General features: G+C 56.5%; 12 protein-coding genes. 4 read left to right on the forward strand and 8 right to left on the reverse strand.

Going from position 1 to position 14602, the window contains the following annotated elements; all coding sequences use genetic code 11:
- The first annotated feature begins 386 nt into the window (after positions 1-386).
- Both CWM61_RS25540 and mdtD read left to right on the forward strand, forming a co-directional pair.
- Positions 387-1088, forward strand: coding sequence for a FadR/GntR family transcriptional regulator (locus tag CWM61_RS25540; RefSeq protein ID WP_074385285.1), 702 nt, complete (start codon positions 387-389; stop codon positions 1086-1088).
- A gap of 12 nt (positions 1089-1100) precedes the next feature.
- Positions 1101-2498 (forward strand): multidrug transporter subunit MdtD, encoded by a 1398-nt coding sequence (gene mdtD, locus CWM61_RS25545; RefSeq protein ID WP_074385286.1) that lies wholly within the window; start codon positions 1101-1103, stop codon positions 2496-2498.
- Here the strand turns inward: mdtD and rbsR are convergent.
- From rbsR to kup, 7 genes are all read right to left on the reverse strand, one after another.
- The gene (gene rbsR, locus CWM61_RS25550) at positions 2495-3487 is read right to left on the reverse strand and encodes a ribose operon transcriptional repressor RbsR (protein WP_074385287.1); all 993 of its coding nucleotides are present in this window, start codon (positions 3485-3487) and stop codon (positions 2495-2497) included. The genes mdtD and rbsR overlap by 4 nt on opposite strands.
- A 3-nt stretch (positions 3488-3490) precedes the next feature.
- Positions 3491-4423, reverse strand: a complete 933-nt coding sequence (gene rbsK / locus CWM61_RS25555) for a ribokinase (protein WP_162678220.1) — start codon at positions 4421-4423, stop codon at positions 3491-3493.
- Between the two features lie 100 nt (positions 4424-4523).
- Positions 4524-5414 carry a ribose ABC transporter substrate-binding protein RbsB gene (rbsB, locus tag CWM61_RS25560; protein WP_012969238.1) on the reverse strand — a complete coding sequence of 297 codons (891 nt, stop codon included), beginning with the start codon at positions 5412-5414 and terminating at the stop codon, positions 4524-4526.
- Between the two features lie 27 nt (positions 5415-5441).
- On the reverse strand, positions 5442-6407 hold the full coding sequence (gene rbsC, locus CWM61_RS25565) for a ribose ABC transporter permease (RefSeq protein WP_008806709.1): 966 nt from the start codon (positions 6405-6407) through the stop codon (positions 5442-5444).
- Positions 6408-6412: 5 nt separating this feature from the next.
- Positions 6413-7918: a ribose ABC transporter ATP-binding protein RbsA gene (gene rbsA / locus CWM61_RS25570; protein ID WP_012543297.1), complete on the reverse strand. Its 1506-nt coding sequence runs from the start codon at positions 7916-7918 to the stop codon at positions 6413-6415.
- Positions 7919-7928: 10 nt separating this feature from the next.
- Positions 7929-8348 (reverse strand): D-ribose pyranase, encoded by a 420-nt coding sequence (rbsD, locus tag CWM61_RS25575; protein ID WP_002882527.1) that lies wholly within the window; start codon positions 8346-8348, stop codon positions 7929-7931.
- A gap of 185 nt (positions 8349-8533) precedes the next feature.
- Positions 8534-10402 (reverse strand): low affinity potassium transporter Kup, encoded by a 1869-nt coding sequence (kup, locus tag CWM61_RS25580; RefSeq protein WP_012543298.1) that lies wholly within the window; start codon positions 10400-10402, stop codon positions 8534-8536.
- Positions 10403-10619: 217 nt separating this feature from the next.
- On the opposite strand from kup, the gene ravA reads away from it, so the two are divergent.
- Both ravA and viaA read left to right on the forward strand, forming a co-directional pair.
- Positions 10620-12119 (forward strand): ATPase RavA, encoded by a 1500-nt coding sequence (ravA, locus tag CWM61_RS25585; RefSeq protein ID WP_074385288.1) that lies wholly within the window; start codon positions 10620-10622, stop codon positions 12117-12119.
- On the forward strand, positions 12116-13564 hold the full coding sequence (gene viaA / locus CWM61_RS25590; RefSeq protein WP_008806714.1) for an ATPase RavA stimulator ViaA: 1449 nt from the start codon (positions 12116-12118) through the stop codon (positions 13562-13564). The genes ravA and viaA overlap by 4 nt, the downstream gene beginning before the upstream one ends.
- Positions 13565-13568: 4 nt before the next feature.
- Here the strand turns inward: viaA and asnA are convergent, their stop codons facing one another.
- Entirely contained in the window at positions 13569-14561 is a 993-nt protein-coding gene (gene asnA / locus CWM61_RS25595; RefSeq protein WP_100632160.1) for an aspartate--ammonia ligase, read from the reverse strand.
- Positions 14562-14602 lie beyond the last annotated feature (41 nt).

Below are 14602 nucleotides of genomic sequence, written 5' to 3' on the forward strand. Positions count from 1 at the left end.
TCCATGTCACTTTGAGTGCCCACACAGATTGTCTGATAAATTGTTAAAGAGCAGTGCCGCTTCGTTTTTCGCTGCGGCGCGGGGTGTGCATATTACGCTTTCCCGCTGCAGAGTCAAGCATTTATTTTTGCTTTTCTCCGCGAGGTTCTCACCGGAACCCCGCTGACCCGGCGGCTTGCTTGCCGTTGTTCCGTGTCAGTGGAGGCGCATTATAGGGAGTAATTCTGAGGTGACAAGGGGAAATTCAAAAAAACTTTTCAACCGTCTCTTTTTTCAACAAAGCGGCGAGGAATGTCGCAAAAAACCGCCGTTTTGCTGTTTTAACCGACGAAACGGGGCGCCTGGTGGCATACTGTTAGAGTAAAGAAAAGAAAGGAACGGCATTTATGTCTTTAAGCGCACAGCAACTGGCGGCACAAAAGAACATCTCCTGGGTACTGGCCGAGAAGCTCGCCCAAAAAATACTGACTGGCGAATATCAGCCGGAAAGCATTCTTCCCGGCGAGATGGAGTTGGGGGAGCAGTTCGGCGTAAGCCGTACCGCCGTCCGTGAAGCGGTGAAGACGCTTACGGCAAAAGGCATGTTGCTACCTCGACCTCGCATTGGCACCCGGGTGATGCCGCGCAGCAGCTGGAACTTCCTGGATAAGGAACTGCTGTCCTGGTGGCTAACAGAAGATAACTTCGAAGAAGTGGTGAGCCACTTTCTCGTCATGCGCAGCAGCCTGGAGCCACAAGCCTGTTTTCTCGCTGCCGCTAATGGCACCACAGAGCAAAAAGCGCAGCTCAATACCTTAATGGAAGAGATGATTGCCTTGAAACGTCATTTTCAGCGCGATCGCTGGATAGATGTCGATATGGCCTGGCATGAACACATCTATGAAATGAGCGGTAATCCATTCCTCAGCTCATTCGCTTCTTTATTTCATTCGGTCTACCACACCTACTTCACGTCGATTACGCAAAATGAAGTGGTGAAGCTCGATCTCCACCAGGCGATTGTCGATGCCATTCTCAACAGTGATGCGCCAGGTGCCTTGCTCGCCTGTCAGGCGTTGTTGAACGCCCCTCACCACGTAAATCAATAACAAGGAATTGGCATGAGCAGAAAAAAAGGGCGCAGCATGGCCGGCCTGCCGTGGATCGCGGCGATGGCCTTCTTTATGCAGGCGCTGGATGCCACCATTCTCAACACCGCCCTCCCGGCTATCGCCCACAGTCTTAATCGTTCTCCCTTAGCAATGCAGTCTGCCATTATCAGCTATACGCTGACGGTGGCGATGCTGATCCCGGTCAGCGGCTGGCTAGCCGATCGCTTTGGTACGCGCCGGGTCTTTATCATCGCTGTTAGCTTGTTCACTTTGGGGTCCCTCGCCTGCGCGCTCTCCAGCTCATTAATGGAGCTGGTCATTTTTCGGGTAATTCAGGGGATCGGCGGGGCGATGATGATGCCGGTGGCGAGACTGGCGCTGCTGCGCGCCTATCCCCGCAGCGAGCTGCTTCCGGTACTCAACTTTGTGACCATGCCAGGTCTGGTGGGGCCGATACTGGGCCCCGTGCTCGGTGGGGTGTTTGTCACCTGGGCCAGCTGGCATTGGATTTTCCTGATAAACATTCCCATCGGCATCATCGGTATTCTCTATGCCCGCAAATACATGCCAAATTTCACGACGCCGCGCAGGCGCTTCGATATAACCGGTTTTCTGTTATTTGGCTTAAGCCTGGTACTGTTTTCCAGCGGTATTGAACTGTTTGGAGAAAAAATCGTGGCGACATGGCTGGCGCTGGCCGTAATTGCCGTCAGTCTGTTACTGCTCGTGGCCTATGTTCGCCACGCGCGCCGCCATCCTGCGCCGCTTATCTCGCTCTCTTTATTTAAGACGCATACTTTCTCAGTCGGCATTGCTGGCAACCTTGCCACGCGTTTAGGTACCGGCTGCGTACCATTCCTGATGCCGCTGATGCTGCAGGTTGGCTTCGGCTATCCGGCCATTATCGCCGGCTGTATGATTGCCCCTACCGCTATCGGCTCCATTATTGCGAAATCTACCGTTACCCAGGTGCTGCGCTGGTTTGGCTATCGTAAGACCCTGGTGGGGATCACGGTATTTATTGGCCTCATGATTGCCCAGTTCTCGCTGCAGTCGCCAGAGATGCCGCTGTGGATGCTTCTTCTGCCACTGTTTGTGCTGGGGATGGCGATGTCCACGCAGTTCACCTCGATGAATACCATTACGCTGGCCGACCTGACGGATGACAATGCCAGCAGCGGTAACAGCCTGCTGGCGGTGACCCAGCAGCTTTCAATCAGTCTCGGGGTGGCCATCAGCGCTGCGGTGTTGCGCTTCTATGAAGGTTTTGACAATGCCAGCACGGTACAGCAGTTTCACTACACCTTTATCACCATGGGCGTGATCACCATCGTGTCGGCATTGATGTTTATGCTGTTAAGAGCGAAGGATGGCCGCAATCTGATTAGCGAGCGGCACAAACGCTAAGCGGAGCCACGAACCACCAGCTCCGGCGTTAACTGAACGCGCTGCTGTTTTTGCTGCGGATCGGCCATTCGATGGATCAGCACATCGATGGCCAGTTCTCCCAGCTCATCTTTTGGCTGGTGAATGGTGGTCAACGGCGGCGTCATATAGCGTGCCAGCTCAATATCATCGTAGCCCACCAGCGCCATGTCCTGCGGGATCTGCAAACCGGCCTGGTACAACGCCTGATAAGCGCCAACCGCCATGGCATCGTTGCCGACAAATACCGCCTGCGGCCGCTGCGGCAAAGCCAGCAGCTGCTGCATCGCGCTAAACCCGCCGCCAAACTCAAAATCACTGGTCACCACGTATCCATCGGCAACCGGCAGGCCGCAGCGCGCCATCGCAGCATGGTAACCTTCAAGGCGCAGACGCGCCGGGGTTTTATCCAGCGGGCCGGCAATACAGGCAATGCGCGAATACCCCTGGTCAATCAGATACTGAGTCGCCATATCGCCGCCAAGCAGCGAGTTATCCTGAATCAGATCGCTATCGCCATCAAAGGGGGCCCAGTCCATCATGACCGTCGGTACCGACGGATAGCGCTGCATAATTTCCGGAGAAGGCTGATGGGTCTCCGTGCACAGCAGCAGTAGTCCATCGACGCGTTTTTGCATTAGCGTCTCCAGATTACGATTCATTCGCTGCTCATCACCTTCCGTATTACAGAGTACGAGGCTATAACCCCGCTCAAAACAGCTGCGCTCCACGCCCCTCACCAGCTCCGAATAAAACGGATTGGTACTGGCGGTAATGAGCATGCCGATAGTGCGGGTTTGATTAAGCTTGAGGCTACGCGCCAGCGCAGAGGGCGCGTAGTTGAGGCTTTTGATCGCAGCGTCTACTTTGGCGGTAATCGCCTCGCTGACAAAACGGTCCTTATTGATGACGTGTGACACCGTCGATGTGGAAACGCCCGCGATGCGGGCCACATCTTTCATCGTAGCCAAGCATTACCCCTGTTGCGCTAAAAATTCATCAATCTCTGTGCGCCACGGCACGGACGGCTGTGCGCCTTTGCGGGTCACGGCGATCGCCGCCGCGGCATGCGCAAAGCGGATCGCTTCTGGCAGGGAAGTCCCTTCCAGCAACGCGGTTACCAGCGCGCCGTTAAAGGTATCACCGGCCGCGATAGTATCAATGGCCTGCACGCGAAAGCCCGGGATCCGACGACTTTCGCCTTCGGCACTGAGCCAGACGCCGCGGCTGCCGAGGGTGATCATCACCGTACCAATGCCTTTGGCATGCAGCACGTCGGCGGCTTTTGCCGCATCCTCGTCGCTCTCAACGCGAATACCGGTCAGCTTTTCCGCTTCGGTTTCGTTGGGGGTAATGATATCCACCAGCGCCAGCAATTCATCTGAGAGCTCACGCGCTGGCGCGGGGTTCAGCACCACGGTAGTCTGATGGTGATGAGCGATTCTCGCCGCCGCCAGCACGCTCTCCAGCGGCGTCTCCAGCTGCATTAACAGTGCCTGTGCGCTGGCGATACGTTCTTTTTCGGCCTCAACCTGGGAGACGGAAAGCGCCGCATTGGCGCCGGCATGAATACCGATGACATTCTCACCTTCGGCGTTCACGAAGATTAACGCCACGCCGGTCGCTTCCCCGGCGACCGCGCGCACGGGCGCCACGTCGATTTTGTCGCTCGCCAGCTGACGACGGATGCGTTCACCGATATCGTCATCGCCGGTGCAGGCGATAAACGCGATATCCGCTCCGCTGCGCCCGGCGGCCACCGCCTGGTTAGCCCCTTTACCACCGAACGCCACCTGATAGTGGTTGCCGGTGACGGTCTCACCCGGCGTCGGGAAAGTGTCAAGGTTAAGAATGTGATCGGCATTGATACTGCCAAGGACGACAAGTTTGCCTGCAGTTTTCATCATTTCTGTTCCCGGGAAAGCGCGCCACCGGGATCCGGTGGCGCATGCCCTGCTTTTCTTTTTTTATATTGTCCCTCGGACCGTTGCCAGTCCGAATCGCATATTACTGCTTAACGACCAGTTTCAGCTCAACCGGGTAGTTAGCTTCCACTTTTTCGCCCTTCAGTACCTTATCAGCCGTCTCAACGCCTTTCGCGCCGATCTGCTCCGGCAACTGTGCGACGGTCGCCGCCAGTTTGCCACTGTTTACTGCTTTTTCGCCATCCGGAGTGCCGTCAAATCCAACCACCATCACATCGGATTTGCCTGCAGTCTGCAGCGCACGCAGAGCGCCGAGCGCCATTTCATCATTTTGCGCGAACACCGCCTGCACGTCAGGGTGTGCGGTCAGCAGGTTCTGCATCACGTTCAGCCCTTTGGTACGGTCGAAATCGGCCGGCTGACTGGCCAGGACGTTGAACTTGTGCGCCGCCACGGCTTGTTTAAAGCCTTCGCCACGCTCGCGCGCCGCAGAAGTCCCGGCAATGCCCTGCAGCTCAATGACTTTCGCACTTTCACCCACTTTTTTCGCGATGTAATCGCCAGCCATTTTTCCGCCCTGCACGTTGTCGGACGCAATGTGGCTCACGACATCGCCTTTTGTGGCCTGACGGTCAAGGGTGATGACCGGGATTTTCGCCTGGTTTGCCATCTTCACGGCGTTGCCGACGGCATCAGAGTCGGTGGGGTTGATCAGCAGCAGCTTGGCGCCGCGCACCGTTAAATCCTGGACGTTCGCCAGCTCTTTCGCCGGGTTGTTCTGAGAGTCCAGCACCACCAGGTTGTAGCCCAGCTTGTCAGCTTCTTTTTGCGCGCCGTCTTTCAGCGACACGAAGAATGGGTTGTTGAGAGTAGAGATAACCAGAGCGATGGTGTCTTTGGCCATCGCGTTTGCGCTGACGGTCGCACTTAGCGCAACAGCAGAGACCAGGGTCGCCAGTTTTTTCATATTCATAGTTAAGATGTCCTGTAGAGTTCTCAGTTACTGCTTTTTGTTATCTACCAGTACCGCCAGCAAAATCACCACCGCTTTAACGATCATCTGGTAATAGGAAGAAACGCCTAAAAGATTAAGACCATTATTCAGGAAGCCAAGGATCAGCGCGCCAATCAGCGTGCCGACAATGCGTCCTTTGCCGCCCGCGAGGCTGGTGCCACCGAGCACCACCGCCGCAATGGCGTCCAGCTCATAGCCCGTCCCCGCCGTCGGCTGCGCGGAAGAGAGACGCGCCACTTCGATGATCCCGGCCAGCGACGCCAGCATCCCGCACAAGGCGTAGACGATAATTTTGACTTTATTGACGCTAATCCCGGACAGACGCGTCGCCGCTTCATTACCGCCCAGTGCGTAAATATAACGGCCCAGGCGAGTATGGTGCAGCATGTACCAGGCCGCCAGGAAGACAATCGCCATGATCCATACCGGCGTCGGGATCCCCAGCGGACGCCCGATGCCAAACCAGCCGAACAGATCGGCGTTATCGCTAAAGCCGGTATTGATCGGGCTGCCGTTGGTATACACCATGGTCACACCGCGCAGCAGCAGCATCATCACCAGGGTAGCGATGAAGGCCTGCACGCGGCCTTTCGCCACAATCACCCCGGTGACTGCGCCGATCGCGGCACCTAATGCGAGGGCGGCAGCGACCGCCACCAGCGCATTAACCTCAATGCCAACAATCGACGCCGCCACCGCACCGGTGAGCGCCAACAGGGAGCCGACGGACAGGTCGATCCCCGAGGTCAGTATGACCAGCGTCATCCCTACCGCCATGATGGCGTTAACGGAGGTCTGTTGCAGGATATTGAACAGGTTATTGACGGTAAAAAAGTTGGGGCTCATGGTCGATACCACCGCGATCAGCACCAGCAGGGCAATCAGCGATTTTTGCTCCATCAGCCACGCTTTCGTGAAATAACGGCGACCAGTAACAGCCTGGGTTGTCATCTTTCTTACTCCTGATTCACACGGTTAAGCTTGCCCACAGCGGCAGCCATCAATACTTCCTGGGTGGCCTGCTCGCGTGTGAATTCACCGCCGAGATGCCCTTCATGCATCACAATGATGCGATCGCTCATGCCCAACACCTCCGGCATCTCAGAGGAGACCAGAATGATGCTCAGGCCATCGGCTTTGAACTGATTGATGAGCTGGTAGATCTCTTTCTTCGCCCCGACGTCGACGCCGCGGGTCGGTTCATCAAGGATCAGCACCTTTGGCCGGGTCATCAGCCCGCGGGCAATGGCGACCTTTTGCTGGTTGCCGCCGGAAAGCAGGCCGATCGCCTGCTCCATGGACGGCGTTTTGACGTTAAACAGCCGAATGAAATCACTGACCGCCTGCTGTTCATCTTTATGTTTGAGGCTGCCGCCCGCCCGGCTGAAGTAGCGCAGCGCAGTCAGGGACATGTTTTCTTTTACCGACATCCCGAGAACCAGGCCATCGCGCTTACGATCTTCGGAGATATAGACAATGCCGTTCGCCAGACCGTCCTGCGGCGAGCGGGTCACCACTTCATGGCCATCCAGCGTCACGGAGCCGCTGCTGCGCGGCAGCGCGCCGTACAGCACTTTCATCAGTTCGGTCCGTCCGGCGCCCATCAGCCCGGCGACACCCAGGATTTCCCCCTGGCGCAAGGTAAAGGTCACGTTTTCCACGCCCGGGCCGCAGAGATTATCGACCTTCAGGCGCACCGCGCCCGGCGCCTTATCGAGATGTGGATATTGATCTTCCAGCTTACGGCCGACCATCATCTCGATCAGTCGGTCCTCATCCAGCGAAGCCACTTCGCGCTCGGCGATAAACTGCCCGTCACGAAAGACTGTCACGTCGTCGCAAATCTCGAAGATCTCTTTCATACGGTGGGAGATATAGACGATGCCGCGCCCCTGCGACTTCAGTTCGCGGATGACGCGGAACAGCGATTCGGTTTCGGTATCGGTCAGCGCATCGGTCGGTTCATCCATAATGATGACTTTCGATTCAAAGCTCAGCACTTTGGCGATCTCCACCATTTGCTGATCGCCAATCGACAGATCGCCCACCAGCTTCTGGCTGTTAAAGCGGAGATTCAGCTTTGCCAGCAGCTTGTCGGCTTCGGCATACATCTGCTTCCAGTCGATTTTGCCAAAACGGTTAACAAATTCGCGACCAAGGAAGATGTTCTCGGCAATCGTCAATTGCGGGATCAGGTTCAGTTCCTGGTGGATGATACCGATCCCGGCTTCCTGGGAGGATTTGGGGCCGTTAAAGGTCGTCTCTTTGCCTAACCACAGCAAAGAGCCGGCATCACGGGTGTAGATCCCGGTCAGCACCTTCATCATGGTGGACTTGCCGGCGCCATTTTCCCCTACCAGCGCCATCACCCGACCGGCATAGACATTCAGCGCCGCGCCGGAGAGCGCCTTGACGCCAGGGAACGCTTTATCGATCCCTTTCAGTTGCAATAAGGCTTCCATGACGGCGACCTCAGAACGTGACGCCGGCACAGAGAATGATATTCGCAAACGGGGAACACTCCCCGCTGCGAATTACCGCCTGACTGTCTGCGGTTTGTTTTTTGAACTGCTCATGGCTGGTGTAACGAATTTCAATGGTATTTCCCTGGTGCTGCTGCAGCTGCTCAAGGTGAGTGAGCAACGTCGCGTGGAGCTGCGGATTATGGGTTTTAATCTCTTCCGCGATAACAGCCGCTTCAACCTGCATTTCCGTCGTCACCACTTCCAGCACCTGCATAAATGAAGGTACGCCCTGCGTCAGCGCCATATCAATGCGCGTGCTGCTGCGGGGAACCGGTAATCCGGCATCGCAGACCACCAGCGTATCGGTGTGGCCCAGGCGGGAGATGACCGCGGAAATATCAGCGTTAAGTACGGTGCCTTTTTTCATTTTTTCTCTTTTGCTCCACTAGCGAAACGTTTCGCTAACATAATTATTATCAATGCGTGAGCAGAAAACCATCATCAGAGAAGAGAAATGTGATCGCCATCGAAACGTTTCGCGAAGCATAGACAGGACGTTACAGCCGGAGTGAGAAACAAAAAGCCCTTCGCAATGGAAGGGCTTTTTTTACATCATATTTCGACCTGGGTACCGAGCTCGATAACCCGGTTTGGCGGGATTTCAAACTGATCCGGCGCGCGCAGGGCGTTACGCTGCAGCAGCAGATAAAGCTTGCCGCGCAGACGCAGATACCACGGTCGTTTGCCGATAATCAGCGACTCATGCGACATAAAGAACGAGGTCTCCATCATCCGGCAGCTGAGTCCTTCCAGGCCACAGCGATGGAATACTTCTTCAACGTTTGGCGTTTCCCGCCAGCCGTAGCTGGCCACCACCCGCCAGAACGACGGCGACAGCTGCTCGATCTGCACCCGGCGAACGTTATGCACGTAAGGCGCGTCTTCGGTGCGCAAGGTCAGAAGGATCACTCGCTCATGCAGCACCTTGTTGTGCTTCAGGTTATGCAGCAGGGCAAACGGGATCACGTTCAGGGCGCGGGACATATACACCGCGGTACCCGGCACACGCACCGGCGGTGACTTCTCCAGCGAAGAGATCATCGCTTCCAGCGAGTTACCGTGCTCGTGCATCCGGCGCAGCAGGCGGAAACGCTCGCTCTTCCAGGTGGTCATCACCGTAAACATCACCAGCCCCAGAGACAACGGTAGCCAGCCACCGGAGACAATCTTATCGAGGTTCGCCGAGAACAGCGGGATATCGATACACAGGAAGGCCACCAGCATCAGGCCGACAAACAGCTTATTCCAGTGCCAGTTTTTGCGCGCCACCGTTGCCGACAGAATGGAGGTCAGCACCATGGTGCCCGTTACCGCGATACCGTACGCCGCCGCCAGATTAGACGAATGCTCAAAGCTGACAATGACGATGACCACAGAAACGTACAGCAGCCAGTTAATGAACGGGATGTAAATCTGCCCGGACTCCATTTCCGAGGTGTGGATAATGCGCATCGGCGACAGATAGCCCAGACGCACTGCCTGACGGGTCAGGGAGAAGACCCCGGAGATCACCGCCTGCGAGGCGATAACCGTCGCCAGCGTGGCGATAATCAGCATCGGGATCAGCGCCCACTCCGGCGCCAGCAGGAAGAACGGGTTTTTAATCGCTTCCGGGTGCTTCAGCAGCAGCGCGCCCTGGCCAAAGTAGTTCAGCACCAGCGAGGGCAGCACGACGGAGAACCAGGCCACGCGGATCGGCAGTTTGCCAAAGTGCCCCATATCGGCGTACAGCGCTTCCACCCCGGTAATCGACAGCACCACCGCACCGAGCGCAATAAAGGAAACCGTTTTGTACTGCAGGAAAAAGTGCACCGCCCAGTAGGGGTTTAGTGCCTGCAGAACTTCCGGGTTATCGAGGATGCTGCGCGCGCCAAGCACTGCCAGCAACAGGAACCAAATCAGCATAATCGGCGCAAACAGCTTACCGACCATTCCGGTCCCGTGCTTCTGGATCACAAACAGCAGGGTCAGCACGATAATGGAGATAGGGACAATCCAGGTATCAAGCTGCGGGGCGATAATTTCTAACCCCTCTATCGCCGACATAACGGAAATCGCCGGCGTAATCACCACTTCGCCATAGAAGAAGCTACCGCCGATCAGGCCGAGGATCACCAGTACGGAGGTCATTCGGGCCGAGGTATTACGTCCGGCCAGCGACATCAGCGTTAAGATCCCCCCTTCCCCGGCGTTATCCGCCCGCATTACGAAGGTGATGTATTTAATCGATACGGTAAAGATTAACAGCCAGAAAATCAGCGACAAAAAGCCAAACACGGCATCGCGCTCAACGCCAAAGCCGAACTGACCTGACAGGCATTCGCGCAAGGTATACAGTGGACTGGTACCGATATCGCCGTACACCACGCCGATGGCCGCCAACGTTAATGCCGGCAACGATTGTTTATTATCAGTGCTCATAGACTAGTCTTTTCGTTTATAAAACAAATGTGTGCCTAGTCCCTTGGCCCACAAAAAGCGCACAGTATGCACGATTATTTGCGAAATCGTACCCCTAACAGACACCATATTAACCTGGCTCAAAAAAAATAAATCGATTCTTCAGGCTATTACCGCCCCTGCTCTAACATCTATACTCGACCCAATAACGATACATGACAAAGCACGCAACTCAATTATGGCTCAAACACATTTACTGGCTGAAAGAATTTCCCGGCTCAGCGCGGCACTCGAAAAAGGACTCTTTGAACGCAGCCACGCGATACGCCTTTGCCTGCTGGCGGCGCTCAGCGGCGAGAGCGTTTTTTTGCTCGGCCCACCGGGGATCGCCAAAAGCCTGATTGCCCGCCGCCTCAAGTTCGCCTTCCAGCAGGCGCGCGCTTTTGAATACCTGATGACCCGCTTCTCCACCCCGGAAGAGGTTTTTGGGCCACTGTCCATTCAGGCGCTGAAAGATGAAGGCCGTTACGAACGTTTAACCGCCGGCTACCTGCCGGAAGCAGAAATCGTGTTTCTCGATGAAATATGGAAAGCGGGTCCGGCCATCCTCAACACCCTGCTGACGGCGATTAACGAACGTCACTTCCGCAATGGCGCGCACGAAGAGAAAATCCCGATGCGCCTGCTGGTGGCCGCGTCGAACGAACTCCCCGAAGCCGACAGCAGTCTGGAAGCGCTGTATGACCGAATGCTGATCCGTCTGTGGCTTGATAAAGTGCAGGATAAAGGTAATTTCCGTTCAATGCTGGTCAGCCAGCAGGATGAAAACATCAATCCAGTGCCCAGCGCGCTGCAGGTTAGCGACGAAGAGTTTACCCAATGGCAGCAGCAGATCGGCAATATCAAACTGCCAGACGCGGTGTTTGAGCTGATATTCCAGCTCCGCCAGCAGCTGGATGCTCTACCAAATGCGCCGTACGTCTCGGATCGCCGTTGGAAAAAGGCCATTCGCCTGCTGCAGGCCAGCGCCTTCTTCAGCGGGCGCGACAGCATCGCGCCGATAGATCTGATCCTGCTGAAAGATTGTCTGTGGCACAACGTCGAGAGCATGAACCTGATGTCGCAGCAGTTGGAAACGCTAATGACCTGCCACGCCTGGCAACAGCAGGCGATGCTGACGCGGCTGGGGGCCATTGTCCAGCGACGCATTCAGATCCAACAGCAGCAAAGCGACAAAACGGCGCTGAAGGTCACCCGCCTTGGCGGGATGTTTAGCCGCAAACCGCACTATGAACTGCCGGCGGAGATCCAGGGGGCCACCCTGACGCTGCTGCTGCAGCAGCCGCTCAAACTTCACGATATGGAAGTGATCCACATTACTTTTGAACGCGAGGCGTTAGCCAGCTGGCTGGAAAAAGGCGGTGAGATCCGCGGTAAGCTCAACGGGATCGGCTTTGCCCAACTGCTCAATATGGATGTCGACACCAGCCAGCACCTGGTCGTCCGCGACGTCAGCCTGCAGGGCTCACGCCTCGCGCTGCCCGGTAGCGCATCGCAGGAGAACATGCCGGCAGAAATTCGCCAACAGCTGGAGGCGCTCGATGATGAGTGGCACCAGCAACACAACCGCTTCAGCGAGCAGCAAAAGTGTCTGTTTATCCCGGTCGAGTGGCTGGGAAGAATCGAAGCCAGCCTGCAGGACGTCGGCGCGCAGATTAAACAGGCGAAGCAGCCATGACGCTCGATATGCTGAATGTCATGCTGGCAGTCAGCGAAGAGGGAATGATCGAGGAGATGCTGCTGGCGCTGCTGGCCTCTCCTCAGCTGGCGGTGTTCTTTGAGAAATTTCCCCGCCTGAAAAACATCATCGCGGCGGATATTCCACGCTGGCGTGAAGCCGTTCGCGCCCGTTTGAAAGAAGTTAACGTCCCGCCGGATCTGGACGCCGAAGTGCAAACCTATCAGCAGGCTCAGCTGCTCTCTACCTCGCAGTTTATCGTCCAGCTCCCGCAGATCCTCGGCAAACTACACCAGCTACAGTCTCCTTTTGCCGCTCAGGCGCAGAAGCTGGTGGATGACAATGCCACCTTTACTCCGGCGCTGCATACGCTGTTTTTACAGCGCTGGCGCCTGAGCCTGGTGGTGCAAGCCACCAGCCTTAACCAGCAACTGCTGGATGAAGAACGCGACCAGTTACTCAGTGAGGTCCAGGAACGAATGACGCTCAGCGGTCAGCTCGATCCGGTACTGGCGGAAAATGACACTGCCGCCGGGCGTCTGTGGGATATGAGCGCTGGCGAACTCAAACGCGGCGACTATCAGCTGATCGTGCGCTATGGCGATTTTCTCAACCAGCAGCCGGAACTGCTGCAGCTGGCGGAACAACTCGGGCGTTCACGGGAAGCGAAATCCGTGCCGAAGAAAGACGCCCCGATGGAAACCTTTCGCAGCCTGGTGCGCGAGCCGGCGACAGTACCGGAGCAAGTCGACGGCCTTCAGCAGAGTGACGACATTCTGCGGCTGCTGCCGCCGGAGCTGGCGACGCTCGGCATCACGGAGCTGGAGTTTGAATTTTATCGCAAGCTGGTGGAGAAGCAGCTGCTCACCTACCGGCTGCATGGCGACGCCTGGCGTGAGAAAATCACCGAACGCCCGGTAACACGGCAGGATTTTGATGAACAGCCGCGCGGGCCCTTTATTGTCTGCGTCGATACGTCAGGGTCGATGGGCGGTTTTAACGAGCAGTGCGCTAAGGCCTTTTGTCTGGCCCTGATGCGCGTCGCGCTGGCCGATAACCGTCGCTGCTTTATTATGCTGTTCTCCAGCGAAGTGGTGCATTACGAACTAACCAGCGAGCGCGGGCTGGAGCAGGCGATCCGCTTTTTAAGCCAGCGCTTTCGCGGCGGTACCGATCTGGCCAGCTGTTTTCGCGCCATTATTGAACGTCTGCAAAACCCGCAGTGGGTGGATGCGGATGCCGTCGTGATCTCTGACTTTATCGCCCAGCGGTTGCCGGATGAGGTGATTGCTCAGGTGGGGGAGTTACAGCGTAAGCACCAGCACCGTTTTCACGCGGTGGCGATGTCGGTACACGGCAAACCCGGCATCATGCGCATCTTCGATCATATCTGGCGCTTTGATACCGGGCTGCGTAGCCGCCTGCTGCGACGCTGGCGGCGCTAATTCATTACAGCAGCGCGGAAACGCTTTCGCGAACCTGGGCCGGCCATACGCCGCACTGTACCTGGCCGATATGGTCAAGCTGCAGCAGCAGCATCGTCAGACGAGACTGGCCAATGCCGCCGCCGATAGTCTGCGGCATCTCGCCGCGCAGCAGCGCCTGGTGCCATTCAAGCTGTAGGCGATCTTCATCGCCGGTCACGGCCAGCTGGCGCTTCAGCGCTTCGGCGTCAACGCGGATCCCCATTGAGGAGATCTCGAAAGCATCTTCCAGCACCGGGTTCCACACCAGGATATCGCCGTTCAGACCGGCAAAGCCTTCAGAAACCTCTGTGATCCAGTCATCGTAATCCGGCGCACGCACGTCGTGGCGCTTACCGTCAGACAGTTTGCCGCCGATACCAATTAAGAAGACGGCCCCCAACTCTTTGGCAATGGCTCGCTCACGGCCTTTGGCATCAAGATCGGGATAGCGGCTCAGCAGCTCCTGGCTGTGAACAAAATGGATCTGTTCCGGCAGAAACGGCTTCAGGCCAAATTCCTGGCTGACCGCCAGCTCGGTAGCTTTGATCCCGGCGTAGATCGCCTCGACGGTTGCCTTCAGAGTGCCGACGTGACGCTCTTCATCGCCCATCACGCGCTCCCAGTCCCACTGGTCGACATAGACGGAATGGATAGGCGTCAGACGGTCTTCATCGGGGCGAAGGGCCTTCATGTGCGTGTAAAGCCCTTCGCCCGCGCTGAAGTCGTGTTGTCCCAGGGTTTGACGCTTCCACTTCGCCAGCGAATGAACCACTTCGAACTGGGCGTCGGGCAGTGTTTTCACTTTTACCTGAACCGCTTTCTCGCAGCCGGACAAGTTATCCTGCGTCCCATCGCCCACGCGGCTTAAGATTGGCGCCTGGACTTCAATCAGGCCAAGCTTCTCTTCCAACTGACGGGAAAAGTGGGATTTAACGAAACTGATCTGGCGTTGTTTTGCGATATATGCGGTTTTCATTTTTATAACTCCTGCGTCCTGTTGCCATTGATTAAGCAACA

This window comes from Klebsiella sp. K-Nf6, from assembly GCF_002806655.1.
In the GTDB taxonomy this organism is placed as follows: Bacteria; Pseudomonadota; Gammaproteobacteria; order Enterobacterales; family Enterobacteriaceae; genus Klebsiella; species Klebsiella variicola.

Excerpts from the sequence above, each read along its gene's own strand:
- CWM61_RS25540 (WP_074385285.1), top strand. The coding sequence starts at position 387 with ATGTCTTTAAGCGCACAGCAACTGGCGGCACAAAAGAACATCTCCTGG.
- mdtD (WP_074385286.1), top strand. The coding sequence starts at position 1,101 with ATGAGCAGAAAAAAAGGGCGCAGCATGGCCGGCCTGCCGTGGATCGCG.
- rbsK (WP_162678220.1), bottom strand. The coding sequence starts at position 4,423 with ATGATGAAAACTGCAGGCAAACTTGTCGTCCTTGGCAGTATCAATGCC.
- rbsB (WP_012969238.1), bottom strand. The coding sequence starts at position 5,414 with ATGAATATGAAAAAACTGGCGACCCTGGTCTCTGCTGTTGCGCTAAGT.
- rbsC (WP_008806709.1), bottom strand. The coding sequence starts at position 6,407 with ATGACAACCCAGGCTGTTACTGGTCGCCGTTATTTCACGAAAGCGTGG.
- rbsA (WP_012543297.1), bottom strand. The coding sequence starts at position 7,918 with ATGGAAGCCTTATTGCAACTGAAAGGGATCGATAAAGCGTTCCCTGGC.
- rbsD (WP_002882527.1), bottom strand. The coding sequence starts at position 8,348 with ATGAAAAAAGGCACCGTACTTAACGCTGATATTTCCGCGGTCATCTCC.
- kup (WP_012543298.1), bottom strand. The coding sequence starts at position 10,402 with ATGAGCACTGATAATAAACAATCGTTGCCGGCATTAACGTTGGCGGCC.
- ravA (WP_074385288.1), top strand. The coding sequence starts at position 10,620 with ATGGCTCAAACACATTTACTGGCTGAAAGAATTTCCCGGCTCAGCGCG.
- viaA (WP_008806714.1), top strand. The coding sequence starts at position 12,116 with ATGACGCTCGATATGCTGAATGTCATGCTGGCAGTCAGCGAAGAGGGA.
- asnA (WP_100632160.1), bottom strand. The coding sequence starts at position 14,561 with ATGAAAACCGCATATATCGCAAAACAACGCCAGATCAGTTTCGTTAAA.